A 24317-nucleotide genomic window follows, 5' to 3' on the forward strand; every position below is an offset into this window, starting at 1 on the left:
GTAAGCGGCGTTGATCGTCAGCGGGCCGGATCCGGCAGGCCCGCCTGCCCGGTGGCCTCCCGCAGCTCCGACCAGCGGACGGTGCGGTCGCACCAGCGTTCCAGGAGCGTGCGGTCGTGGCCGACGGCGAGCAGTCCTGCGCCGGTCCGTGCGCGGTAGTCCTCGACGGCCTGCACCAGGGCCGCTGTGGTGGAAGCGTCGAGCATCGCGGTCATCTCGTCGCAGATCAGCCAGCGCGGGCTGAGCACCAACGCGCGGGCCAGGCAGGCGCGTTGCAGCTGGCCGTCGCTGACTTCGTGCGGGCGGCGGGCGAGCAGGTCGGCGGTGAGGCCGACGGCGGGCGCCCACTGGGCGACGGATGCGGCCGCTTCGGTGCGGCGGCCGGTGGCGCGCAGTGGCTCGGCGATCAGGTCGGCGAGCTTCAGCCGGGGGTCGGCGGAGAGCCGCGGCTGCTGGAAGATCACGCCGAACGCGGTGCGCAGTTCGCGCGGGGCGCGGTGCCGCCAGGCCCGTACCGTCTCGCCGTCCATGACGACCATGCCGCCTTCGGGCCGGTGCAGCAGCGCCGCGACCCGTGCCAGGGTCGACTTGCCACAGCCGCTGGGGCCCAGCAGACCCACCGATTCGCCCACGCCGACGGTCAGCGAGACGCCGCTGACGACCGGCTGCTTCCGCTCGTATCCGGCGGTGATGTCACGCAGTTCGAGCACGGCCGGGCTCCTTGACGAGGGCGCCGGCGGTGGCCGGCTCGCCTACGGGGTGGTGGCAGGCGACGCCGCCGGACAGTGCGGGCAGGGTCGTGCAACGGTCGGTGGCGCGGTCGCAGCGGGCGGCGAAGGCGCAGCCGGCCGGGAGGGCGCCGAGTTCCGGCGGCAGGCCCGGGATCGGGGTGAAGCCGCGGTCGGGCAGCGCGTCGAGCAGTCCGCGGGCGTACGGGTGGCGCGGGCCGCGGGCGCCGAAGAAGTCGGTGGCGTCGGCGAGTTCGACGAGGCGGCCTGCGTACATGACGGCGACCCGGTCGGCGATCCGCTCGGCGGCCGCCAGGTCGTGGGTGATCATCAGCAGCGCGCGGCCGTCGTCCGCGTGCCGGCGCAGCGCGTCGACGGTGCGCTCGACGAGGTCGCGGTCGAGTCCTGTGGTGGGCTCGTCGGCGAGCAGCAGCCGGGCATCGCCGACCAGGGCCAGCGCGCTCGCCGCGCGCTGGGCGAGGCCGCCGGAGAGCTGATGGGGGTAGCGGTCGAGGTGGTCGAGCGGGAAGGCGGCGCGTTCCGCGGCCGCCTCGGCCGCCGCCCGCAGCGCGGACCGCGTACCGCGCCGCCCGGTCAACTCGCGTACGGTTTCTTCCAGTTGGGCGCGGACCGTGCGGACCGGCGTGAGGTGGGCGGCGGGGCTCTGCGGGACGAGTCCGACGCGGCGTCCGCGGATCGTGCGGGCCAGTTGCTGTTCGGATGCGGTCAGCAGCTCGACGGCCGGCTCGTCCGGTGTCCGCCCTGCCAGGTGGGCCGTGCCCGCCGTCTCGGCGTTGCCCGGCAGCAGTCCGAGCAGGGCGGAGGCGAGGACGGATTTGCCGCAGCCACTCTCGCCGACCAGCGCGAGGCAGCTGCCGGGCGCGAGGTCGAAGGAGGCGCCGGATACGGCCTCGACCTGGCCGCCGCCTCGCATCCGAAAGCGGACCGACAGGCCGCGTACGGAGAGCAGGGGGGCGGTGGTGTCCTGGGCGTTCACAGCATCAGCTCCGATCGGCGGCGGGGGTTCAGCCGTTCGCGCCAGGCGCCGGCCAGGCCGGCGATGGCGAGGGTCGGCACGATGATGAACAGGCCGGGGAAGAGCGTCGGCCACCAGTCGCCTGCCAGCAGGGAGCTGCGGGCGGAGTTGACCATGATGCCCAGGCTCGCTTCGTGGGCGGGCAGGCCGAGCCCGAGGAACGACAGCGCGGACTCGTGCCAGATGGCGTGCGGGACCATCAGCACGGCGGCGAGACCGGCCTGCGGCAGCACTCCGGGCAGCAGGTGCCGCAGCGCCACCCGCCCTCGCGAGGCGCCTCCGGAGACCGCCGCGTCGATGTACGGGCGGGAGCGCAGCGAGAGGATTTCGGCGCGGACGATGCGGGCGGTGGACAGCCAGTGGGTCAGCGCCACCGAGATGATCACCGGCCAGACGCCGGGCCGGAACATCGCCACGATGAAGATGCCCAGCAGCAGGTGCGGCACCGACGAGCAGAGGTCGACCGCCCGCATCACCGCGCGGTCGGCCCAGCCGCCGAGCGCACCGGCCAGTGCGCCGACGGCGGTGCCGATGACCGCGGCGGCCAGCGCGGCGACCACGCCGACGAGCAGCGAGACGCGCAGCCCGTAGACGCAGCGCAGCAGGAGGTCGCGGCCGACCTCGTCGGTGCCGAACGGGTGGGCCCAGGACGGCGCCTGGAGCTTGAGCGTCAGGTCGACGGCCTGCCGGTCGAGCGGGACCAGCAGCGGGACGACGAGGACGGCGAGCACGATGGCGGCGACGAGGACGGCGGAGGTGCGCACGCGCAGGCTGCGGGTGCGGTGCCGGGCCGCGGTGTGGGTGCTGCGCCGGTGCCAGGTGACGGGGGCCGCGGCGGTCGGTGTGGGGTCAGCCATCGAAACCCACCCTCGGGTCGGCGAGTCCGTACAGGAGGTCGGAGAGGAGGTTGCCGGCGAGGACGGCGGCGGTGGCCAGGACGGTGAGCGCGGCCAGCAGCGGGAAGTCGACCGCGGTCGCGGCGTCGACGGTGGCCGCGGCGATGCCGGGCCAGCTGAAGACCGTCTCCACCAGCAGGGCGCCGGTGATCAGTTCGGGCACCCGGGAGCCGATGAGGGTGAGCACCGGCAGCAGTCCGGAGCGCAGCGCGTGCCGGAGCAGGACGGTCCGCTCGCGCAGGCCGCGGGCCCGTGCGCCGCGCACCGGGTCCTCCTCCAGCGCGTCGCCGACGCCCTGCCGTACGTAGAGCACGAACCACGGGAGCTGGGAGACGGCGAGTACGAGGGCGGGCAGGACGGCGTGGCGGGCGATCTGTCCGGCCGTGGCGACCTCGCTGCCGGTATCGGTGAGTCCACCGGCCGGCAGCACGCCCAGCTTGAGGGCGAACAGCCAGACGGCGAGCAGGCCGAGCCAGAACGGCGGGGCGGCCTCCAGCGCGTAGGCGACGGAGGTGACGGCACGGTCGAGCAGGCCGCCGCGCCGCCGGGCGGCGAGCACTCCGAGCAGGGTGCCGAAGGCGACGGCGAGCACGAAGGCCAGCGCGCACAGCAGCACGGACCAGCCGATGCGTTCGCCGATGACCTGCGAGACCGGGGCGCGCAGGGTGGCGGAGTCGCCGAGGTTGCCGGTGAGGGCGCCGGTCAGCCAGTCCCACCAGCGGGCGAGCAGGGGCTGGTCGACGCCGAGGTTGTGCCGGATCTGGTCGAGGTTCTGCTGCGAGGCGGTGAGCCCGGCGTCGCCCGCGTAGGCCCGTACGGGGTCGAAGGGTGAGGCGGCGGCGATGGCGAACACCCCGAGGGTGACGGCGAGCAGGACGGGCACGGCGAGCAGGGCCCGCCGTGCCGTCATCCGCGCCATCGGCCCCCAGGGCACAGACGTCGGGGTCACGTGGCGGGCTGCCAGTCCTCTACGTTCCACCAGGGGCCCGAGGCCAGGCCGTGGTCGTGCGGCTCGGTCTGGGTGGTGAGGCCCTTCCAACGGTCGGCGAGCACGTAGACGTGGTCGACGTGGGTGAGGAAGGTGTAGGCGGGGTCGTCGACGAGCCGCTGCTGGATCGCGTCGTAGGCGGCCTTGCGGGCGTCCTTGTCGTCGGTGCGGCGGGCCTCGACGAGCTTGGCGTCGACGGTCTTGTCGGCGTAGCTTGACATGTTGTTGAAGCCGTCGCCGGCCAGCGAGGAGTGCAGCAGGAGGTACTGGTCGAAGTCCGGGTCGGCGGGGCTGCCGCCGCCGGCGAGCACCGCGTCCTTGGTCATGTTCGGCTCGATGGCCTCCCAGGTGCCGGACTCGACCTTGGCCTCGATGCCGGCCTTCTTGGCGTCGGAGGCGAAGGCGAGGGCGTGCTCCTGGCGGAGCTTGTCACCGGAGAGGTACCAGAGGGTGAAGGAGGCGCGCTTGCCGTCCTTCTTGCGGATGCCGTCCTCACCCTTCTTCCAGCCGGCGCCGTCCAGGATCCGCTCGGCCTTCTTCAGGTCGTGCGGCCGCTCGGTGCCCTTGGCGAACCAGGGGCTGTCGGTGGGCACCGGGCCGTAGGCGGGCTTGCCTGCACCGTTGAGGATGCCCTTGACCATGGCCTCGCGGTCCACGGCGAGGTCCAGGGCCCGGCGTACGGCACGGTCGCCGGTGACGGGGTTGGCGCTGGGCAGCGTGACGTTGCGGTAGTCGAAGGTCTTCGCCGTCAGCGTCGTGCGGGCCTTGTCGTTCTTGAAGGTGGCGGCGAGTTCGGGCGGCAGGATGGCGCCGTCGAGGTCACCGGAGCGCAGCCGGGTGGCGCGGATGTCGTCGTCCTTGATGATCGCCATGGTGAAGTTCTTCACCTTCGGCGCACCGCCCCAGTAGGAGGGGTTGGCCTTGAAGGTCAGCTTCTCGCCCTTGGACCAGCGGGTGAGGACGTACGGGCCGGTGCCGATCGGCTTGGTGGTGAAGCTGCCGTGGTTGACGTCCTGCTTGCCTGCGACGTGCTGCGGGGCGATGGGCAGCACGGTGCGCTCGGCGAACGGCGCATAGGGGTACTTGAGGTGGAAGACGACGGTGTGGTCGTCCTTCTTCTCGACGTTCTTGACGGCGTCCAGTTCGGCCTTGGAGGCGTTGTTGGTCTTCTCGTCGAGGATCGTGTCGTAGGTGAAGACGACGTCGTCGGCGGTGAAGGGCTTGCCGTCGCTGAACTTCACGCCCTTGCGGAGGGTGAAGGTGTAGGTCGTGCCGCCGTCGGTGACCTTGGGGAGCGCGGCCGCCAGGGCCGGCTTGAGCCGCATTTCGGCGTCGTGCGTGAGCAGCCCGTCGAAGATCTTGGAGTTTCCGTCCTTGCCGTAGCCGAGGAGCGGACTGAGCGTCTCCGGTTCGTACGCGATGCCGACCACGGCGGAATCCGTGCGCCCTGTCGCGGCACCCTTGCCGTCTTCCGGCGTCGAACAGGCCGTCGCTGTCAGTGCCATGGCGGCCGCCAGCATCACCGCGGCGGCTCCCCGTATGGACCGGGCCGTCATCGTCACTCTCCTCTGCGTACCGACTGCTCTTGCATATTCCTTGCAATTAAACAGTACGTAAAGCGCACGAAGAACAGCCGGGGCCCTGCCACCTGCGAAAACGCCCCACCGGTCCGGCCCACCCCCCTTTGAAGCCCTCCCTGACCCCCGGAGCCCCATCGCACCCCGAGGAGCCTGGGCGCAGCACCGAAAGCGTCGCCGCCCTTCAACAGGTGTGACCACAGAGCGTTGTTGACCTCCGCGCGGCGGGCCGAGCTGCCGATGTGTCACCCGTAGCCGGACCGTGGGCTCGGCATCCACCGAGCCCTCTTGGTATCAGGGTCCAGCCGACTGCCCGGATGAGTGGTTCGGTTCTCCGCGCCGAGAACCTGCGGCACGGCGGCGTTCCGCCTGGCCTCGGGGGACCGCAGGCCGGAGGCCAGAAGCAGAGGCACTGCGTCGGAGATCGTCACGGGTCGCCCATCGCTCCAATCGCGTCGGATAGGCGCACGGGACCGCCCGCTCCCCCGAGCCGGGCAGTCCCGTGCGCAGCTTCAGGGCACGGCGGAATCCGGCCGCACCCCCCTACAGGCGACCCCGTGTGTCATCGAGTTAACAGTGACGTAGAGTATTTATGCACGCCAGTTGGGGGTCGGGGGAATTTCGAGGTCGGGACGTAGATCGGAAGACGAACTCCACGCCTGGCGGCGTGGACTGAAGCGGCGAAGCCATCACAAGCAAACAACGCAAAATCGGATATGCGTAAGCCTGGGGGCGGAGATGAGCGCTGGCCGGAAGGATGAGCCGCGCACCTTGCAGGAGAAGATCAACTACCTGTTGAAGGAGTCGTTTCCCGACGGCGCCCCGAGCGACCGCGAGTTCTGCCGAATCGTGGAGGCCCGCGGCGGCGCCTTGTCCCACAGTTACTTCGGCAAGCTCCGCAAGGGCCAGCTCACCGAGGTCAGGGACGAGACTCTGCAAGCCCTGGGAATGGGCTTCGACTGCGACTGGCGCTTCTTCAAGCCGGAATCGCAGGTCGAGGCGGAAGTCGCTGCCGGGCTCCGCTTCCTGGCCGACAAGCGCGCCGGCGGTATCAGCGGAATCGCCGGGCGGGGCGTCGCCGAAGAGGGGCTCTCGCCCGACCTGCTCGACTTCGCACTCGATCTCGTGGAAAAGGCGCGCCAGGAGACGCAGGAACGTCCGGCGGAACCGCAGACATGACGGACGCACCTTCTTCCGAGCCATCTCTGAGCGAGGTGCAGGAGCGGTGCGAGACCGGCCTGGCGGACCTTCCGATCCCCGACCCGTTCTCAGTGGAGCAACTGCGGATCACCATGGAGAAGGCCCGTGGCCGCCGGATCAACATGCTGCGCACCCCCGACTCGATGCTCACCGCGAGCACGGCGTGCGGGTTGAGGATCAAGGACACCGACTTCGGCATCGTCCTCTACCGCAAGCGCCCGTCGGCCTGGTCATCACGTCCCCGACAACCTGATGGCGGCCCCCAAGAAGGAGGCCGCGCTCGCAGCCAAGGCGGGAGGGGCGCCCGCGGGCCCGGTCGCGGCGTTCGAGCAGCAGCAGGCCACTGACCAGGACGGCGAAGCCGCCTGGTTGCGGCACGTCGCCCACGCCTACCGGAAGACCGACCCATCGCAGGCGCAGCGCCTGCTCGCCACCGCAGGAGCAACCGCATGACCGTCACCACGGCGGCCAGGACCGTCACCGACATACTTCAGCCCCGCAACGTCCTGCTGACCGGCATGCTCGGCATCGGCGTCGCAGCCGCCGGCGACTGGACCGGCATCCCCTGGGGTCTGCTCGGCGCGCTGTGCGCCGGCATCATCCCCGCGGCCTACATCGAGTGGGAGCGCAGGAGGGGCACCTGGGGCGACCGTCACGTGGTGGACCGCACGAAACGGGCCCCCATCTTCGTGGTCATCCTGGCGTCCATCGGCCTCGGTTCGCTCGCCATGGTCCTTGGACGAGCGCCGACCGGCATCCTCATCGCGATGCTCGCCCTGTGGGCCATGACCATCGGACTCCTGACCATCAACCTGGTCTGGAAGATCAGCGTGGACAGCGCGGTCGCCTCCGCCGTCGTCGCGATGCTCGCCGTCGTCCACTCCCCGTGGTGGCTGCTCGCCTACCTCCTCACCGCGGCCGTGTGCTGGTCCCGTGTGGCGCTGACGTACCACACCGTCGCCCAGACGGTGGCTGGCGCGTCCCTCGGCGGCGCCACCGCCGCGGCGTTCCTCCTGGCCTGACGCTCACAATCGAGCAGGAGGGCAGGGTCGCCCGGCCCTCCTCTCACACCACCGGACAGGCGGGCCCGCATCCGGCGGTTCACCGAGCTGATCTCAACCGTTGCCAGGTCGGCTTGAGCATGTGCAGGCTGAGGTCTTCCCAGTAGGAGTTGGGCAGCGCCCGTTGGAGGACGGGCGAGCCCGCGATCCACCGGTAGCCCTTGCCGCTGTATTCCCATTTGCTGGAGAAGTGCTCGTTGATCCCGAGCCTGAGCAGGTTGGCATGGCGGGTCTCAGGCCGTTTCCCTTCCTTCCGGCGGATCTGCCGCGTCCTGCGGCGGAGCCACTCATCCCGGTCCCGGAACGGCCTGGGGGCGTCCAAGAGCTGGAAGTAGCCCATCCATCCGGTCGTGAAGCGGTTGGCCTTCGCCATACGTTCATCCATCGCGATGCTCCACCTGCGCGAGGCCAGCTCCCGGATGCGGTCCTCCAGCGCGCCGGCGCCTTCGGGTCGATCCGGATGCGGACGCCGCTCCGGGTGAAGTGGAAGCCGAACCCGAGCAGCGCCGCGGGGCGGGCATGGACAGCGTTCGACCTCTCCCGGTTGGCTTTCCGTTTCAGCCGCTGCTCGACCACAGCCGTGACCGAGGCGAGCACCCTTCTGGCGGCCCGCTCGCTCCGCACGAAGACGAAGCGGACGTGCTGCGGTCCGTGTGACCAGCACGAGCAATCACCACATCACCCGTTCCACTCGATGTTCAGCCCTTCGCAGCCGCCGTACTCATCCCGGCCGGTACTACGGCCTCTGCCGGCTTCTGCCCGGTCGGGCACGTGCCCCGTGCGCGCCGGAGACGTGACGAACTCGACGTCAGGGGCGAGGGAGAGGCGGCGGTGCATCAGGCGGAGCGGTAGCCGGTGTTGTGGTGAATCTCGTTCTCTTGGCCACTTGTCCTCGTCGGCCGGGTGATCTGGACGTCACCGCCCGAGGGCATCGTCGTCGCTCTGTTCTGGGGCCTCGGCGGTGCCGAGTATGGTGCGGATTGCGGTTACCACCCTGGAGTTCTCGTCGCCCTGCGTCTTCCGGAGTGCCGCGTCCTGCGTGTGGATCATGGAGTCCAACAGGCCGTCGGCCAGGCCGAGTACGAGTTGTTCGGCGGAGGCGTCGGGGAAGAGGCTGTGAGTGAGGGCGACGTTGCCGTGCAGACCGGCCCACAGGGTCTGGGCGAGCTGCTCCACGGGGAGGGTGAGCCGGTATCCGTCGTTCTTACAGCGGGTGACGGCTTCGCGGAAGCGTTCCGAGACCAGCCTGGCGGGGTGACGTCCGATGCGGCCGGCGTCGACGGCCGGCTGACGCATCTCGTACATGAGCCGGTACTGGCCCGGGGCGCGGAGGGCGAAGCGGCAATAGGTGTGCACCTGGGCCCGCAGCCCGGCGAGGGTGTCCGCGCCGGGCTCGCGGGCGGTGTTCTCGTCGGCGGCGCGCATCTGGTCGGCGAGGTCGCGGTACTTGTCCGCGAGCGCCTCCCAGATCATCTCGGTCTTGTCGGAGAAGTGCAGGTACAGGCTGGGCGCGGAGACCCCAACCTCCTTGGCGACGGCCCGGATCGTCAGCTTCTCCGTGCTGCCCCACTCGACCAGGAGCCGGTTGACCGCGTCCAGGATCTCCCCGCGCAGCCGGTCGCCTTCGCCCTTGCGGCTGCGGGGCCGCTCGGCGGCCGGATTCCCGGTTGCGGTCGGCTGCGTGCACATGGTCGGTCCTTTCCCTCTACGTGCCCGAGCCTACGCCCGCCCGCCGGGCACGCCTGTGCCGCTGCCGCAGGTCAGCCCCGCGGCAGCGGCACGCGTGCCGGATGGCCGCGGCCGGGCGGCACGTACGGCACCGTGGGGGCTGGGGTCAGCGGGTCACCATGAGCTTCTTGACCGCGTAGTTGGTGCCGTACGTGTCCATGGGCACCTCCTCGGCGGGCAGCGCGAGTCGCAGGTGGGGGAAGCGGGCGAAGAGCCGCGGCAGGACGGTCTTCAGCTCGGCGCGGGCGATGTTCTGGCCCAGGCACTGGTGGACGCCGTAGCCGAAGGCGAGGTGGCGGGTCATCTTGCGGTCGAAGTCGGGGGTGTCCGGGTTGTCGAAGACACGCGGGTCTCGGTTGGCGGCGGGCATGGCGACCACGACGAGTTCGCCCTTGGCGATGTGCCGGCCGCCGATTTCCAGGTCTTCCTTGGCGACCCGGCCGAGGCCGAATTGCACGATGGTCAGGTAGCGCAGCAGCTCCTCGACGGCCGGGCCGATCTTGGCCGGGTTGTCGGCCAGGTCCTGGCGCTGTTCGGGGTGGGTGAGCAGGGTCAGGGCGGACAGGCCCATCATGGCGGCTGTGGTGTCGTGGCCGGCGAACAGCAGCAGGACGCCCATGCCGATCAGTTCGTCGTCGGTGAGGAAGGAGCCTTCCGCGTCGGCGACCCGGATCAGCTCGGCCAGCAGCCCCTCGCCGGCGCCGGTGGCGCGCTTCTTGGCGACCAGTTCGGTGATGTAGTCGATGAGCCACTTGGCGCCGCGATCACGCTCCTCGCGGCTGTTGGCCATGTCCATCATGATCTCGGTGGCGTGGTGGAAGCCGTCCCGGTCCTCGTAGGGGACGCCGAGCAGTTCACAGATCACCAGGCAGGGGATGGGCAGCGCGATGGCCTGGACGAAGTCGAAGGTTTCGGGTCCTGCCTCGATGGCGTCCAGGTGCTCGTCGACGATCCTGTCGATGTAGGGCTGGAGGTTCTTCTGCACGCTCTTGGGTGTGAAGCGTCCGGTCAGCAGCCTGCGGTACAGGCTGTGGTCGGGCTCGTCCATCATCACGAACGTCGGGTTGAACGGCGCTTCTTCGCCGGCCTCGGACACCTCCCCCTCGGGGGTGTCGTGCCGGGGGCGGCGGGCGCTCATCCGCGGGTCGGAGAAGACCTGGCTGCCTTCCTCGAACCGGGTCACCAGCCAGCCGGCGGAGCCGTTGGGGAAGCGAACCCGGGTGACGGGCTGCTCCTCGCGCAGCTGGTCGTACTCAAGCGGGGGGTCGAGCGGCCGGGTGCGCTGGACAGGCATGGGAGGGAGGGTCTCGGTCATCGTTGCTCCGTGGATTTCCGGTCGGGTGCGGTGTGGTCGGCCAGGGCTGCGGTGACGCCGTTGTAGGTGGCGGTGGCGTTGCACCAGCCGACGTAGAGCGCCAGGTGCAGCACGGCCTCGTGCAACTGCTGCGGGGTGAACTCCTCGTTGGCCAGGGCGCCGGCGGTCTGGATCTGGATCAGGTCGGCCCGGCCGGTGGACGCGGCGACGCCGAGGGTGAGCAGCCGCCGATCGCGGACGGACAGTTCCGAACGGCTCCAGACATCCGCGAAGAGGTGGTCGAGGGTGTCGGTCGTGAAGGGGTCGGCGGGCTCGCCGATGCTGTCCGCGAGTTCGGAGCCGTAGACCCGCTTCATCATCTCCACGCCCCGCTCGCGCCGGTCCCGCGGCAGTGGCGCGAGCGGCCGTACGGGAGCCTCGTCCAGTCCGAGGGTCTGCCGGGCGCGCTCGCGGGCGACGTCCACCAGAGGTGTCCGCACGCCGAACTCGGCGCCCAACTCCTGCGCCGCGGCCAGGTCCTTGACCATCAGATTCTCGACCTGCCGCAGCAGCGGCTCCGATACGCCGTCCTGCTTCATGTGCAGGAGCTGCAGCAGGGTGGCCCCCTTGGGGTCGGCGCTCTCGATGACGGTGGCGAGTGCGTCGACGTCCACGCCTGCCGCCTCCACCAGCGCGGAGGCTTCGGCGACGGTGCGCCAGCTGCCGTAGGTGATGACGTTGCGGGCGATCTTGGTGGCCATTCCGGCGCCGGAAGGGCCGCAGTGCACGACCTTCTTGGCCCAGTCCCGCAACACCGGCATCGCCCGCTCGACCACCACGTCGGCGCCGCCGAGGACGGCGACCATGCCGTGCTCGGCGGCCTTGTCGCCGGGGGTGACCCCACAGTCCAGGAAGCCGACACCCACCGCCTCGCAGGCGGCGGCCAACTCGTGGACGGTGGGCAGACCGACGGTGCTGAGCAGCACAACCGTCAGGTTCGGGTGTGCTGCGGCCAGCAGTCCGTTCTCGCCGCAGATGACCTCGCGGGCTTGTGCGGCGTTGACGACCGCCACCATCACCACGTCGCTGCGGCGCGCGACCTCGGCGGGCGAGGCCAGGGGCGCCGGTACGCCCGCCAGTGCGTCCGCGGCGTCCGGGCGGACGTCGTGCACCACCGCCGCCCGGCCGCTGCGGACCAGGCTGACGGCGACCCCGCCGCCGATCATTCCGAGCCCCACGACGCCGGCCCGCGGATGACCGCCCGTCGTCCCGTCCGGACTTCCGTTGTCGGCGGGCATCACCGGGCACCTCCGGCCCGTGCGGAAATGCCGCTGGGGGCAGGCGTGTTGCGCGGTGCCTTCGCCCCCGCGTCCGCGGCCTCAGCCGGGACGCCTGCGCGCGCGGGGTGGCGCGGCCCGGTCACTCGTGCACCTCGATAGCGGCGGCGGGGCAGACGGCCGCGGCTTCACGGACGGTCGCGTATTGCTCCTGCGGAGGGTTCGGCTCCAGCAGGACGACGATGCCGTCCTCGTCCCGTTGATCGAAAACCTCCGGCGACACCAGCACGCACTGGCCCGCACCGCAGCATTTGTCCTCTTCGATGGCGATCTTCATGGGGATACCTCCGGCGCGCTTCAGGAAGCGGGGCAGCGCAGTACACGGCGACCAACATCGCTGCACCGATCACCTAACTAAGTTCAGTTACGGACGCTACTGTCCGGCCCCCTTCGTGTCCAGCCCGGCTACGGGCCGGATCCTCTTACAGGGCAGCCGCGTTGAGGCGGACGGGTTCTCCGGCCCGGCCACGACCAGGAGCTTCGCCGAGGCACTGCGCAATAGCGTTCTGTTGAACAGCTCGCCCGCCCCCGGTACGGGCGTGCCGGGGCGGCGTGCCGTCCGGCCCGGGTCAGCTCGGGATACCCGCAAACAGAGCACGGGGGACGAGGTCGGCAGGGCACGGGAGGCCACCTCCGGCTGAGAGGGCACACCGTGTGGGACTGGAACGGCCGCGACTGCGCAATGAATACGTAGAGTTACACTGACCAGCGCGATTCCCCTGGTCAGCTGCGAGGCAATGGGCGAAGCGGCACACATCGCAGTCTGGATGGTTGTCGACGACATGCCGTTCCTGGTCGACTCCCTTCCCTGCCGCAGGGGCGGCCTCTTTGGCATACGTCCTGATCAGAGCCCCAGACACACAGAGGAGTTGACCGAAACGTCTGTAGCAGATGTGCGGTTTTGTACGTCTGCGGCGTGAGACGCATTTCCCGACCCCATGCTGAACTGTCGGGCATGACTCCCAGGACAGGCACACGAATACCGACCCCACAGTTCGAACTCCGGTGTGGTGGGCTGCACTTGACGATTCAGCGGATACCTCGGCGCATCCCCGCATGGCTCATCACCCTCACGGCAACAGCAGTCGGATCCGGGGCGGCCTGGTGGACGAACCGTTGAAGCGGGCGTCGGACCCAACCGCCCGAACATCTCTGACCCGCGCCGCGCCGCACCGGACCGCGGCCGACGCCGGTGCAGCTTCCGGGTTTCGGTGTCTCACGGCACCGCCGTGACCTGTCGGGCTTCGGCGTTCCGCGTTCACGGCCTCCGAAGGCGTTCCACAGAACCGTGTCCCCTCCTCGCCGACCTGTCGGCGACCACCTGGATTCCCCATGTACGTCCAGGCCAAGTGCCGTGCTCGGTGATGACGTCGGTGCTTCTCCCTGGCGATCGAGAGGGGGTGAGGGGTGTCATTCCTGCAGCGTCTGCCACACCCGGGCGAGGCGTTCCTCGCCCCATTCCGCTGCCGGGTCGGGTTCGAGGGAGGACGGGGCGGTCGCGGCGATGCCCAGGGCGGGCTGGGACCACTCGGCCTCGCGTGCTGTGCCGAAGGCGCCCGGCCTGAGCTGTCTCTCGGTGAGGTCCGGGCGAGCGTGCGCGGTGAGGACGAAGCCGCGCACGGTGACGCTGAGCTGGGTGGCCAACTCGTCGAAGGTGGTAAGGAGGTCGGGGCGCAGGCCGAGCAGGGCGGCCGGGCGCCGGTAGGAGCGTGCGATCTGGTCGTTCAGGCCGCGTTCGGCGGCGAGCGTGCTCTGGATCTCAGGCTGCCCCGTGGGTGCGGTGGCAGGTACGGCAGAGCAGGCGGCGCGTGGGGGCGGGCGAAGTGGCCCGGCCCATGCCGGCCAGGCGGTGTGGCAGGTGCGCGACGGTGGTCGTGTGCGAGGAGCACAGGGCCGCGCCGCACTCCATGCAGACCGCCACGGCTACGGTGTCGTGGCCGCGCTCGATGCAGTCGAAGCAACGCATCAGGCGACTCCGTCCTGGACGGGGGCATGGGAAGACTGCTGCATAGCGAGTGGATCTTTCGGTGGTGGTGGGGAGACGGGCCGTGGCCGCAGCCTTCAGGCTGTGAGCAGGCCGGCGTCAGAAGAGGCGGGGCGGGGCTGCACGCCCCGCGTCCGCCGCCCGGTGGGCCAGATGCGGCGCGGGAGGTGTGCCGGTGGCACCCTGCCGCGCCGCACCTGGAGCAGACCGCAACCGCGCCGGCCCGGTTGGCCGAGCCAGGGGCAGTCACCACAGCGCATCAGCCGGCCTTCGGCTCCGCGCGGTAGCCCTTGAACAGGAAGTTCGGTCCGTAGGCGTAGGAGTCGACCCTCTCGTAGAACTTCTTGATGGTCTCGTTGTTGCAGTGCTCCTCGAACGCCTCGCGGGAGGTGTAGACCTCGTCCAGGTAGATGCGGTTGGGGTTGTCCTCGTCGCGGATGACCTCGAAGCGCAGGGTGCCCGGCTCGTTGGCCAGGGAGCCCTCGGCGTCGAAGAGGCCGGCGGCGACGAAGGCGTCACGCTTGCTCGGCGGGACATCGAACTGGACGAGCACATGGTAGGTCATGGCGCTTTCCCCTCAGTGGTGGTGCGTCGTGCCGCTCTCGCGGCTCTTGCTGATTTCCCGCTGGTTTCCCCGGCGGTGAAAACCACCTTGCCGGGTCATTTCCCGGCCGCACAGGCCCACCTTTTCCCAGGAATCCCATTACCCGGGACAGAGCATCCTGGTAATGGCGCTACCCCCTTGTTCCTGTTATTCCGGGCCCGCAGATTTGGTAGCCAGGAGGGCCAGACCGGCGGCCGCCGAGGTGCCCGGCTCGGGCAGGTACGCCACCACCGCCTGGTCCGGGTCGTCGGGCAGGCGCAGCGTCTCGAACATCACCTTCAGGGTGCCCACCAGCGGGTGGTAGAGCGGCTTGGGACCGTAGGTGACATCCCGCACGTCGTGCTCGGACCACATCCTGCGGAAGTCCTCGCTGCCCGTCCGCAGCTCCTCGATGAGCGCGGCCAGCCGGGCGTCGTCCGGGTGCCGGCCCAGATCGAAGCGGAGAAAAGCCACCGTGTCCTGGGCCTTCTCCTGCCAGCGCAGATACCGCTGGCGCGCCGAGGTGTCCAGGAAGGTCAGCCGCCCCAGATTACGCTGCTCCTCGGGCAGCTCCGGAAAGTCCGCGATCAGCACACGGGCCAGCTCATTCCAGGCCAGCACCTCCAGGCGCCGCCCCACCACGTACGCCGGTACGTGCCCCAGAGCCTCCAGCAGCGCCCGTACCCCCGCCCGTACCTCCTGTAGGCCCGCACCGGCCGAAGCGCGAACATCTTCGCCTCTGACCAGGGCGTACAGGTGCGCCCGTTCGAACTCGTCGAGCTGCAGCGCGTGGGCGAGGGCGTCCAGGACCTCCGGCGATGCCTGTCCGCCGCGCCCCTGCTCCAGGCGCACGTAATAGTCGATGCTCATCCCGGCCAGCTGGGCCAGCTCCTCCCGGCGCAGCCCCGGCACCCGCCGCCGGCCGCTGAATCCCGCCCTCCGCGCCAGTCCTGCCTCCTCCGGGCTGATACGGGCCCGCCGCGAGCGCAGGAATTCCTTCAACTCGGCCCGTTGATCCGTCATTCCTGCTCCTCGCCGTCAATTCATGCCGCGACGCGTTCCGCAATTCGCGTTGAGAAAAGACTACGGCTGTCGGCTGGACCGGCGGCTTCCCGCCCGCCCGACGAACACCGGCCCACCAGTCTTTCGGTGGCCTGCCGGATCGCGCACCGAGCAACGGTGGTGCAGCCGTCGGCGCCCCGCCCCCTACCGCAGCATGCTCCTGGCAGTCCGAGAAGCCTTCGACGCCCACCTCCAGCCGCGAAATGCCGGCCGAGACAACGATGCCTGAGTCCGACATGCCACACGTGCCTCAAGACCCCGGATATGTGTATGGCATGTGGGCCCAGTGCCACCTTTTCCGACATACCTCACGGCCTCCGGGCATCCCTTGCCCCTCCCTACGGTTCGCCGAGGTCCGGTTTCAACCGGTACGTACCGGGCCGTAATGATGCCCCCCCAGATGCACAGCAGGGCCTCCGGCCAGGAAAATTGCTGGCCAGAGGCCCTCTGTGCGCCCTGTCGAAGGTGTGGGGGAAGACGCGTCCGCCTGAGCGGTGCGTAAAGGTGTGGTCAGCGGCGGGCCGGATGTTGTAGCGCTTCCGGCGCCCGCCGGCCGGTGTCCTGCGGGGAGCGGAGACCGGCGCGACGTCCCGGCGCTGCGCCGGCCGTCAGGCGCTGCCGGTCTTCAGCGTCAGCTGCCACTTCGCCAGGGCCTCGTCGACCGGCTGGAAGACGGTCAGGGTGTCGCCGCCGCTGTCACAGCCAGCGGTGCCGCCCCCGGAGTGCACGCCGATAGCCTTCGGGTCGCCGGGCTGGGTCACGTAGGCGCCGCCCGAATCCCCGGCCATGGAGCAGGCGTTGGTGAACGACAGGCCCTCGACGACGTCGGTGCCGTAGTCCACGGTCTGGTCGACGGCGGTGATCTCGCCGCAGTGCCAGCCGCTGGCTTCGCCGGAGCGGCAGACGGAGGTGCCCACCACCCCTTCCTGCGAGCCGGTGACCGTGACCGGCGTGCCGCCCTGCCCGGCCACCTGGGCGCTCAGCGTCCACTCCGGCCGATCCACCGTGACCAGACCGAAGTCGCCCTCCCGCCCGTTGACGCTGTGCGTGCCGCCCTTGTTGGACGTGCCCAGCCGGCTGCCGTCCTTGCCGTACGCCGGCTGGTCGGCCTCGGCGGTGCAGTGTCCTGCCGTCAGGAAGCCCTGGAGTCCGGAAGCCCCGGTCACCGAGAAGCCGATGGAGCAGATGCCGTCGTTGCCTGGCAGCCACTTCTCGCCGCCGACGACCTTGCCGCCCTGCTGCCGGGGCGACTGGTCGCTGCGGGCGACGCGCACCGGGATGCCCGCGGCGGCGCCGAGCTGCTGCACGGAGCCCGTGAACGTGTCGGTCACCGCGGTGCGGGCGGAGCGGTCGACGCGTACGACGACGCCGTTGGCGCGCTCGTCGATGCCCCAACCGGTCACCCCGGCCACGCCGTTGCCCGCTTTCACCGAGACCTGGCGCACCAGAGCGGCGAGGTCGGCGTGGCTGTGTCCGACCCGCCGGGCGACCGCACCCGCCGCCTGTACCTGCCGCACCTCGTCGTCTCCGGTGACCGCGACGACGAGCCTGCCGGTCGTCTTGTCGAACCACATCCCGGCGGCCGGGCCGGCCAGCGCGTGGCGTACCGCGGCCGCGGTGTGCTGGGCCTTGGCCTCCTGGGCGAGCCGGGCGCGCGCCTGCTCCGGTGTCAGGCCCAGGTCCCGGCGCATGGCGTCGAGCATCCCGCGCTGCGAGGGTGTCGGCGTCGGGTCGGGGGGCGGCGCTGCGTGCGCCGGGTTGATCGGGCCGACGGCTGCCATGACGGCGGCAGCGGTCGCGCCCCAGATGGCTGCCTGGCGGTAGCGGCGGTGCATGCGGATCTCTCCTCGCGGGGGTCGAGTACACGTCGGTTCCGGCTCGTTGAGCCTGCTCGACCTCGCCGCTCACGGCATGGGAGAGATCCCCCGGCAGCACGAGGGGATGCCGCCCGGCACCCGGCCTGCCGCCCCCGGGCCGTACGGCGCCGACCCGTTCGGCGGTCTCCCCGCCGCACTGCGCAACGTCCCCTGCTCAGCCGTCCGCCATCCGGGAGCCGGGTCACCTGATGAGGCGTCAACCGCAGTCGGGGGCGGCGCGGGGCCCGGCCCCTCCCCCGGCGCCGCGGGCTTCACCGGCGGGTGCTGCACCTGTGCAGGGAAGCTGGCAGGCCCGTGCTCCGGCGTCCCGCCTGCTTCGCGGCGCGGGCGCGCTGCGCCGGGCTGCTGGGCGCGCAGCGGGTGCGCGGGGCCGCTCGCCCGGCGGGCCGGTGCGGACAGCCGTCAGAAGCCGCCGCCGAACCCTCCGTCGCCGCCACCGCCGCCGCCGAATCCCCCGCCGTCACCGAAGCCACCGCCGTCTCCGAAGCCGCCGCCGAAGTCGTCGGGGTTGAAGTCGGAGCCGGAGAAGTCGCCGCCCTCCGCGCCGCCGGGACCGCCGAGGTTGGCGCCATAGGCGTGCGGGGCCATCATCATGTTGCCGAGCATGGTGCCCATCAGGAGGCCGGGGAGCATGCCGCCGCCGAAGTAGCCGCCGGCCCAGGGCCCGTAGGACGGTCCCGCGTCCCAGTAAGGCCGGTCGCCTTCCGCGGTCCTGACCGTACGGGCCATCGGCTCCCTGCCGTCGTCCAGCCGGGCCTTGTCGGCCGCACAGACCGGGACGGTGCGCTCGGCGCCGTCGGCCGGGGCCCATTGCACGTCGACGACGGACGGGCCGTGCCGCGGGTCGAAGAAGCACGGCACCCGGCGCTCGGGGAGCGGGGTTCCGGTGCGGCGCGCGGCGAGGGTGGCCAGCGAGAACCTGCCGTCCTCAAGCGCCGCGGTCACCGCCTGCACATCGCGCGGGTGCTCGGCCGCCGCCATCGCCGACTTGGCGCTCTCGTACGCGTCCAGTGCGTGGCTGTAGTCCGCGCGCATCGCGTCGTCGGCGCCGGACTCGCCCGGCTGGAAGTCGAGCCGGTCCAGCTCCTCGCCGAAGGCCGTGATGTCCTCGTCGACCACCACCCGCAGGTCTTCCAGGGCGGCACGCTCGGCCTCGGCGCGGCGGTTGCGATTGCGGCGGGCGATGGCGTACGCACCGCCGACGCCGACGACGGCCAGGGCGCCGATGCCGACGGCGGTGCCGGTGCCGAAGCCGCCGTTGCCGGAGCCGCCCCAGGACGCCGGGGCGTGCCCGTTGGCCTGCTGGTCCGCGGCGCCGACGAAGCTGTTCAGGCGCTCGTTGACGGTCGGGTACCCGGAGCGCTTGACCGCGCCGACGAGGTTTCGCACCGAGCCGGACGACATGACGCGCGCGTCGGCACCCGCGTTGAAGCCGTCGCCCAGCTCCACGGCGTAGACACCGCTGATGCCGACCTTGGTGCGCAGGTCGCGCAGCAGGGTGCTGGGCTGGTATTCGGCGGCCTTGGGCAGGACGGCGATGAAGACCGGCTTGCCGGATTCCTTGATCTTCTTGGCCAGCGCGTCCGCCTGGCCCGAGGGGAGCCGGTCGGACGCCCGCGGATCGACGTAGACCGGCCCCTTCTTGAGTGCCGCGGCGGCCTCGTCGAGCCCGCCGGCCGCGCGGGCCCCCGGCGCCAGGGCGGCGGAGGCCGCCAACAGGAGGGCCACCAGCGCGAGAACCGGCAGGAGCAGCGCGCGACGAGGTGCGGTCTTCATGGCTATGACGCTACCCGAAGGCCCCTGTCCGGACATTACGGCCCCAGGCCACTGGTTACGGACGCCGGGGGACATCTCTACGGGGCGGGCAGCGCCACCAGCTCCGCCAGGGTCTCGCGGTGCCGGCCCGGCGCCCCGAGTGCGATCTCGTCGCTCTTGGCGCGCTTGAGGAACAGGTGCGCCGGGTGTTCCCAGGTCATGCCGATCCCGCCGTGCAGCTGGATGCACTCCTCGGCGGCCCGGACCGCCACCGGCGCGCAGTACGCCTGGGCGACGGCCACCGCGACCGGTGCGTCGGGGCTGTCCGTGGCCAGCGCGTCGGCGGCGTTGCGGGCCGCCGCGCGGGCGGATGCGACGTCCAGCCAGAGCGCCGCCAGCCGGTGCTTGAGCGCCTGGAACGAGCCGACGGCGCGGCCGAATTGCTTGCGCTCGGTGGTGTGGCGCACGGTTTCGGCCAGGCACCATTCGGCGATGCCGAGCTGTTCGGACGCCAGCAGGCCCGCCCCGGTCAGCAGCGCCTGCCCGACCGCGGCGCGGGCCCGTTCGCCGGTGGCCAGCGGCCGGCCGGCGGCGCCTTCGAGGGTGAGGTGACCGAGTGGGCGGGTCAGGTCGAGCGGTGTGACCGGGTCGTACCGGACACCGGCGTCCGTGGTGTCGACCGCGTACAGCGCGGGGCCTTCGGGGCCGTCGGCGGGAACCAGCAGGATCTGGGCGGCAGCGGCGTCGGCGACCGAGGTGATCCGGCCGCTGAGCGCACCCCGCGCGTCGGCGTGCACCCGCGACGGGTACGTCCCGCCGGGCGCGGTGGGCAGCGGCAGCGCGAGCACCGCGACGGTGCGGCCCTCGGCGAGTCCGGTCAGCAGGCGGGCCACGTCCGGGAGTTCCCCGTCGCAGCCCAGCAGCGCGGTCACCGCGATGACGGCACTGGTCAGGTAGGGGACGGGCGCCACCGACCGGCCCAGTTCCTCCAGCACGACCGCGGCCTCGCGGGCACTCGCGCCCGCGCCCCCGAACGCTTCCGGTACCAGCAGGCCCGCGGTGCCGATGTCCGTGCCGAGCGCCCGCCACAGTCCGGCGTCGTACGCGGTGGCCGATTCCAGGCCGGCGAGGACCGTGGCCGGATCGCAGCGGTCGGTGAGCAGCGCGCGGACGGCGGTCCGCAGATCGTCCTCGGCCTCGGTGTAGAGGAGGTCGGGGTCGGGGGTCGGTGCGGTCATCGGGGGAGGTCCTTCCACGCGACGTCCTTGTCACTGCGCGGCTCGGGCGGCAGCCCCAGCACGCGCTCGGCGACGATGTTGAGCAGCACCTCGGATGTGCCTCCTTCGATGGAGTTCCCCTTGGCGCGCAGATAGCGGTAGCCGGCCTCGCGCCCGGTGAAGTCGACGCCGTCGGGGCGGCGCAGCGTCCAGTCGTCGTACGTCAGCCCCTCTTCGGCGAGGAATTCCACCTCCCAGCCGCTGATCTGCTGGGCGAGCCGGGCGAAGGCCAGCTTCATGCCGCTGCCTTCCGGGCCCGGCTGTCCCTTGGTGAGCTGCTGGCGCAGCCGTTCGCCGGTGAGCCGGGCGACCTCGGCGTCCACCCACAGGGTCAGCAGCCGCTGGTGGAGGTCGTGGGTCCGCAGTCCGGGCCGGGCGCGCCAGGCGCCGGCCGCGACGCCGATCATGCCGCCCTCGCGCGGTGTCCTGGCGCCGCCGATGGCGACCCGCTCGTTCATGAGGGTGGTCTGCGCGACCCGCCAGCCTTCGCCGACCTCGCCGAGCCGGTGCGCGTCGGGGATCGTCACGCCGGTCAGGAAGACCTCGTTGAACTCCGCCTCGCCGGTGATCTGCCGCAGCGGTCTGACGTCGACGCCGGGGTCGGTCATGTCGCAGACGAAGTACGTGATGCCCTGGTGTTTGGGCAGGCCGGGGTCGGTGCGGGCGATGAGGATGGCCCAGCGGGCGTGGTGGGCGCCGGACGTCCAGACCTTCTGCCCGTCGACCACCCAGTCCCCGGCGCCCTCGGGTCCTGCGCTTCCCGTGCGCACGGCGCGGGTCGCCAGCGCCGCGAGGTCGGAGCCCGCGCCGGGCTCGCTGAACAGCTGGCACCAGACCTCTTCGCCGGTCCACAGCGGGCGCAGGAAGCGCCGCCGCTGTGCGTCGGTGCCGTAGCGCAGGAGGGTGGGTGCCGCCATCCCCAGGCCGATGCCGATCCGGCCGGGGTTGTTGTCGGGGGCGCCGGCGGCGGCCAGTTCGGCGTCCACGACGGACTGGAGTGCGCGCGGTGCGTCGAGCCCGCCGAGCCCTTCGGGGAAGTGGATCCAGGCGAGTCCTGCGTCGAAGCGGGCGCGCAGGAAGTCGAGGGGTGCGGTGGTGGCGGGCGGGTGCGCGGCGAGCAGTTCGGCGGTGCGCCTGCGCAGGTCGGCTGCGTCGGTCATCGGGCCTGCTCCGCCCCGGGGATGACGACGAGCCGGCCGGTGGTGGTGCCGTCGGCGACCCGCTGCACGGCGTCCGCCGCGTCCTGGAGCGGCACCCGGCCGCCGATCAGCGGCTTGACGACGCCCTGGGCGGCGAGCTTGGTGAGTTCTTCGTGGCAGGCGGCGACGGCGTCCGGGTCCTTGGTGTTGTAGAGGCCCCAATGCAGGCCCAGGATGGCGTAGTTCTTCACCAGGGCGTGGTTCAGCCCGGGGGTGGGGATCGCGCCGCCGGCGAAGCCGACGACGACGATCCGGCCCTCGAAGGCGATGCACTTGACGGATTTGGCGTAGGCGTCGCCGCCGACCGGGTCGTAGACCACGTCCGCGCCGCGGCCGCCGGTGGCTTCCTTGACGGCCGCGACGATGTCGTCACAGCGCCGGTCGAGGACGAGGTCACAGCCGAGTGCGCGGGCGGTGCGGGCCTTCTCCTCGCCGCCGACGACGCCGATGACGCGGGCGCCGGCCGCCTTGCCGAGCTGGACGGCCGCGCTGCCGACGCCGCCGGCCGCGGCGTGCACCAGCAGGGTCTCGCCCGGCTGGAGCCGTGCCCTGCGGTGCAGGCCGAACCAGCCCGTCTGGTACCCGATGTGCAGGGCGGCGGCCTCCGCGTCGTCCAGCGCCTCGGGGGCCGGGCGTACCGTCGCCGCGTCGACGACCACCCGCTCGGCGAGTCCGCCGGCCGGCAGCGGCGGCTGGGCCAGCACGCGCTGTCCGGGCTCGCCCGCCGCGCCCGCGCCGACGTCCAGGACCTCGCCGCAGATCTCCACACCCGGGGTGAACGGCAGCGGCGGGCGTACCTGGTACTGGCCGCGGCACAGCAGCGCATCCGGGAAGTTGATGTTCGCGGCCCGCACCCGGAGCAGCAACTGCCCCGGCCCCGCCTGCGGTTCGGGCACCTCTTCCAGCCGCATCACCTCGCGCGGCTCGCCGTTCGCGTGTACGCGCCATGCCTTCACCTGGTGCCTCCACAGACCTCGGGTTCGCGGGTGGCGCGGGACCGTGCGGGCTCCGGCGCCACGGGCATACTAAGCGGTCGGTATCCCTGAGGGAACAGCTTCAGGCAACCCCCGCGAGGCGCCGCCCGTCGCGACGGACCGGCCCACACCCTGGTATTGACAGGGACAGGCTCGCCGCCGCCGGATGCCCGGGACTGACCCGTATGGACACACCCGCCATCGATACCCCCGCCGAACTGGGCCGGTTCCTGCGCGCCCGGTTGCAGCCGGATGACGTCGGCCTCGTCTCCTACAGGACGCGACGCCGCGTGCCGGGACTGCGCCGGGAGGAACTGGCACAGCTGGCCGGTGTGAGCGTCGCGTACTCCACCCGCCTCGAACAGGGGCAGAGCCACCACGCTTCGGAAGGCGTGCTGGACACGCTGGCCCGCGCGCTGCGGCTGACCGCCGACGAGCAGGTCCACCTCCGCGACCTCGCCCGCCCGGCGCGCGGCAAGCGGCGCCCCGCGGTCCGGGCCGGCACGGCGCGTCCCGGGGTGCGCCGGCTGCTCGCGGCCATGGACACGGTCCCGGCCGTCGCGCTCGGGCTGCGCTACGAGATCCTGGCGTGGAACCGTCTCGGGCACCGCTGATCGCCGGCCACCTCGACCCGACGAGCCCCGACCGGCCCCTGGACCGCCCCAACGCCCAGCGGCTGCTGTTCCTCGCCCCGCACACCCGCGAGCTGTACCCGGACCGCGACGAGGAGCTGCGGCGCGCCGTCTCCTCCCTGCGGGTGGCTGCCGGGCAGTATCCGGACGATCAGCAACTCGCCGAGCTGATCGGCGAGTTGTCGATGAAGAGCGTGGAGTTCAGCGGCCTGTGGTCGCGGCACGGCGTCAGCAACTGCACCTTCGGCACCAAGCGGTCCCACCATCCGCTGGTGGGCGGGATGGAGCTGGACTTCGAGATGATGCAGACGCCGGACGGATCGGGGCAGGGGGTGCTCATGTTCACCGCGGCGGACGGTTCACCGTCCGAGGCCGCCCTGCGGCTCCTGGGTGCGGAGCGCGGCCCGGCCGCCCGGGTCCTCGAACCCGGGCGGCCGTAGGTAAGAGGCGCTGCCCTACGTACGTCCCTCCCGCTCCTGGGTGTCCTTCATCGCCTCCGACGGGACGGCCCGGCGGGCGCGGACGACCGGGTAGCCCGCCTTCTCGCAGGCGTCGCAGACCAGGTCGTCGTCGACAACACGGCGGACCTCGCGGCCGTTCGCGAGGCGGCGCAGCAGGTCCGGCTTGGCCTGCCGGGCCGGGCGCCGGTCGTCGTCGGCGCGCATCCAGAGGCGGCCGGCGGGCAGTCCCTGGGCGGCGAGCCAGGCGAGGGTGTCGCGGCGGCAGCGTTCGGGGCGGCCGGTGAGGTAGGCGACCTCACAGTCCCTGGCGCTGTCCAGGGCCAGCGCCACGCCCTCCGGTAACGGTGGGTCTTCGGTGGCCGCCGCGAAGAAGGCCCGCCAGTCACGCAAGGTGCGTTCGAGCAGGTACTGACGGGGCCCGGAGTCGGCGAGCGTCGGCGCGGGCACCGACGCACTCTCCGGCGGACCCGGCCGCAACGAGCTGCACCAGGACTGAACTCACCCTGCGTTGCCGCAGCCGGACCGCGATACGGATGAAGTGCTAGGAGTTGTCTTCAAATGTCACGCCCACATCAGGAGCGATGCGAGGGTGATGGCTGCTTGGTAGGACTCGGCGGTCTTGTCGTAGCGGGTGGCGATTCCGCGCCATTGCTTCAGGCGGTTGAAGC

The 24317-nt window shown here is 71.7% G+C and carries 23 protein-coding genes and 2 pseudogenes; 4 read left to right on the top strand and 21 right to left on the bottom strand.

Going from position 1 to position 24317, the window contains the following annotated elements:
* Window positions 1-17: 17 nt before the first annotated feature.
* The 5 genes from LIU39_RS02905 to LIU39_RS02925 are packed head-to-tail and all read right to left on the bottom strand — an operon-like array spanning window position 18 to window position 5204.
* A complete protein-coding gene (locus LIU39_RS02905; RefSeq protein WP_227044176.1) occupies window positions 18-710 on the bottom strand; it encodes an ABC transporter ATP-binding protein in 693 nt (230 codons plus the stop codon).
* Window positions 694-1662 (bottom strand): ABC transporter ATP-binding protein, encoded by a 969-nt coding sequence (locus LIU39_RS02910; protein WP_227044240.1) that lies wholly within the window; start codon window positions 1660-1662, stop codon window positions 694-696. Before LIU39_RS02910 ends, LIU39_RS02905 begins: the two co-directional genes overlap by 17 nt.
* A 59-nt stretch (window positions 1663-1721) precedes the next feature.
* On the bottom strand, window positions 1722-2621 hold the full coding sequence (locus tag LIU39_RS02915; protein ID WP_227044177.1) for an ABC transporter permease: 900 nt from the start codon (window positions 2619-2621) through the stop codon (window positions 1722-1724).
* Window positions 2614-3570: an ABC transporter permease gene (locus LIU39_RS02920; protein ID WP_227044242.1), complete on the bottom strand. Its 957-nt coding sequence runs from the start codon at window positions 3568-3570 to the stop codon at window positions 2614-2616. The genes LIU39_RS02915 and LIU39_RS02920 overlap by 8 nt, the downstream gene beginning before the upstream one ends.
* A gap of 35 nt (window positions 3571-3605) precedes the next feature.
* Complete coding sequence (locus LIU39_RS02925) at window positions 3606-5204, bottom strand: ABC transporter substrate-binding protein (protein ID WP_227044179.1); 1599 nt, start codon at window positions 5202-5204, stop codon at window positions 3606-3608.
* Between the two features lie 792 nt (window positions 5205-5996).
* Between LIU39_RS02925 and LIU39_RS02930 the strand changes: the two genes are divergently transcribed.
* The 3 genes from LIU39_RS02930 to LIU39_RS02940 all read left to right on the top strand — a co-directional run bounded on the left by LIU39_RS02930 (window position 5997) and on the right by LIU39_RS02940 (window position 7447).
* Window positions 5997-6404 (top strand): hypothetical protein, encoded by a 408-nt coding sequence (locus LIU39_RS02930; protein ID WP_227044181.1) that lies wholly within the window; start codon window positions 5997-5999, stop codon window positions 6402-6404.
* A gap of 273 nt (window positions 6405-6677) precedes the next feature.
* Window positions 6678-6878: a hypothetical protein gene (locus LIU39_RS02935; RefSeq protein ID WP_227044184.1), complete on the top strand. Its 201-nt coding sequence runs from the start codon at window positions 6678-6680 to the stop codon at window positions 6876-6878.
* The gene (locus tag LIU39_RS02940) at window positions 6875-7447 is read left to right on the top strand and encodes a phosphatase PAP2 family protein (RefSeq protein WP_227044186.1); all 573 of its coding nucleotides are present in this window, start codon (window positions 6875-6877) and stop codon (window positions 7445-7447) included. The genes LIU39_RS02935 and LIU39_RS02940 overlap by 4 nt, the downstream gene beginning before the upstream one ends.
* 79 nt (window positions 7448-7526) lie before the next feature.
* Here the strand turns inward: LIU39_RS02940 and LIU39_RS02945 are convergent, their stop codons facing one another.
* From LIU39_RS02945 to LIU39_RS03010, 14 genes are all read right to left on the bottom strand, one after another.
* Window positions 7527-8150 carry a group II intron maturase-specific domain-containing protein gene (locus LIU39_RS02945; protein ID WP_227044188.1) on the bottom strand — a complete coding sequence of 208 codons (624 nt, stop codon included), beginning with the start codon at window positions 8148-8150 and terminating at the stop codon, window positions 7527-7529.
* A 251-nt stretch (window positions 8151-8401) separates the two neighbouring features.
* Window positions 8402-9175, bottom strand: coding sequence for a TetR/AcrR family transcriptional regulator (locus LIU39_RS02950; protein WP_227044190.1), 774 nt, complete (start codon window positions 9173-9175; stop codon window positions 8402-8404).
* 145 nt (window positions 9176-9320) lie between these two features.
* Entirely contained in the window at window positions 9321-10508 is a 1188-nt protein-coding gene (locus LIU39_RS02955; RefSeq protein ID WP_227044192.1) for a cytochrome P450, read from the bottom strand.
* A gap of 17 nt (window positions 10509-10525) precedes the next feature.
* On the bottom strand, window positions 10526-11806 hold the full coding sequence (locus LIU39_RS02960) for an NAD(P)-binding domain-containing protein (RefSeq protein WP_227044193.1): 1281 nt from the start codon (window positions 11804-11806) through the stop codon (window positions 10526-10528).
* Window positions 11807-11927: 121 nt separating this feature from the next.
* On the bottom strand, window positions 11928-12122 hold the full coding sequence (locus LIU39_RS02965) for a ferredoxin (RefSeq protein ID WP_227044195.1): 195 nt from the start codon (window positions 12120-12122) through the stop codon (window positions 11928-11930).
* Between the two features lie 1133 nt (window positions 12123-13255).
* Complete coding sequence (locus LIU39_RS02970) at window positions 13256-13489, bottom strand: hypothetical protein (RefSeq protein ID WP_227044197.1); 234 nt, start codon at window positions 13487-13489, stop codon at window positions 13256-13258.
* Window positions 13490-13604: 115 nt separating this feature from the next.
* Entirely contained in the window at window positions 13605-13811 is a 207-nt protein-coding gene (locus LIU39_RS02975) for a DUF2180 family protein (protein WP_227044199.1), read from the bottom strand.
* A 277-nt stretch (window positions 13812-14088) separates the two neighbouring features.
* A complete protein-coding gene (locus tag LIU39_RS02980; protein ID WP_227044201.1) occupies window positions 14089-14394 on the bottom strand; it encodes a heme-binding protein in 306 nt (101 codons plus the stop codon).
* Window positions 14395-14580: 186 nt separating this feature from the next.
* On the bottom strand, window positions 14581-15435 hold the full coding sequence (locus LIU39_RS02985; protein WP_227044203.1) for a helix-turn-helix transcriptional regulator: 855 nt from the start codon (window positions 15433-15435) through the stop codon (window positions 14581-14583).
* Window positions 15436-16082: 647 nt separating this feature from the next.
* Window positions 16083-17309 (bottom strand): S1 family peptidase, encoded by a 1227-nt coding sequence (locus LIU39_RS02990; RefSeq protein ID WP_227044204.1) that lies wholly within the window; start codon window positions 17307-17309, stop codon window positions 16083-16085.
* Between the two features lie 444 nt (window positions 17310-17753).
* Window positions 17754-19127 carry a hypothetical protein gene (locus LIU39_RS02995; RefSeq protein WP_227044205.1) on the bottom strand — a complete coding sequence of 458 codons (1374 nt, stop codon included), beginning with the start codon at window positions 19125-19127 and terminating at the stop codon, window positions 17754-17756.
* A gap of 77 nt (window positions 19128-19204) precedes the next feature.
* Window positions 19205-20344: an acyl-CoA dehydrogenase family protein gene (locus tag LIU39_RS03000; protein ID WP_227044206.1), complete on the bottom strand. Its 1140-nt coding sequence runs from the start codon at window positions 20342-20344 to the stop codon at window positions 19205-19207.
* Window positions 20341-21543 (bottom strand): acyl-CoA dehydrogenase family protein, encoded by a 1203-nt coding sequence (locus LIU39_RS03005; RefSeq protein WP_227044209.1) that lies wholly within the window; start codon window positions 21541-21543, stop codon window positions 20341-20343. The genes LIU39_RS03000 and LIU39_RS03005 overlap by 4 nt, the downstream gene beginning before the upstream one ends.
* Window positions 21540-22538 (bottom strand): NADPH:quinone oxidoreductase family protein, encoded by a 999-nt coding sequence (locus tag LIU39_RS03010; protein ID WP_227044211.1) that lies wholly within the window; start codon window positions 22536-22538, stop codon window positions 21540-21542. The genes LIU39_RS03005 and LIU39_RS03010 overlap by 4 nt, the downstream gene beginning before the upstream one ends.
* A 203-nt stretch (window positions 22539-22741) precedes the next feature.
* On the opposite strand from LIU39_RS03010, the pseudogene LIU39_RS03015 reads away from it, so the two are divergent.
* Window positions 22742-23628: pseudogene (locus LIU39_RS03015) on the top strand (helix-turn-helix domain-containing protein).
* Between the two features lie 15 nt (window positions 23629-23643).
* On the opposite strand, the gene LIU39_RS03020 reads toward LIU39_RS03015, so the two are convergent.
* Together LIU39_RS03020 and LIU39_RS03025 are read right to left on the bottom strand one after the other, a co-directional pair.
* Window positions 23644-24096 (bottom strand): HAD family hydrolase, encoded by a 453-nt coding sequence (locus tag LIU39_RS03020; protein WP_308409337.1) that lies wholly within the window; start codon window positions 24094-24096, stop codon window positions 23644-23646.
* Window positions 24097-24210: 114 nt separating this feature from the next.
* Window positions 24211-24317 (bottom strand): annotated as a pseudogene (locus LIU39_RS03025) (IS5/IS1182 family transposase); the annotation flags it as partial.

The sequence above is a fragment of the Streptomyces pinistramenti genome, assembly GCF_020564935.1.
GTDB classification, from domain to species: Bacteria; Actinomycetota; Actinomycetes; order Streptomycetales; family Streptomycetaceae; genus Streptomyces; species Streptomyces pinistramenti.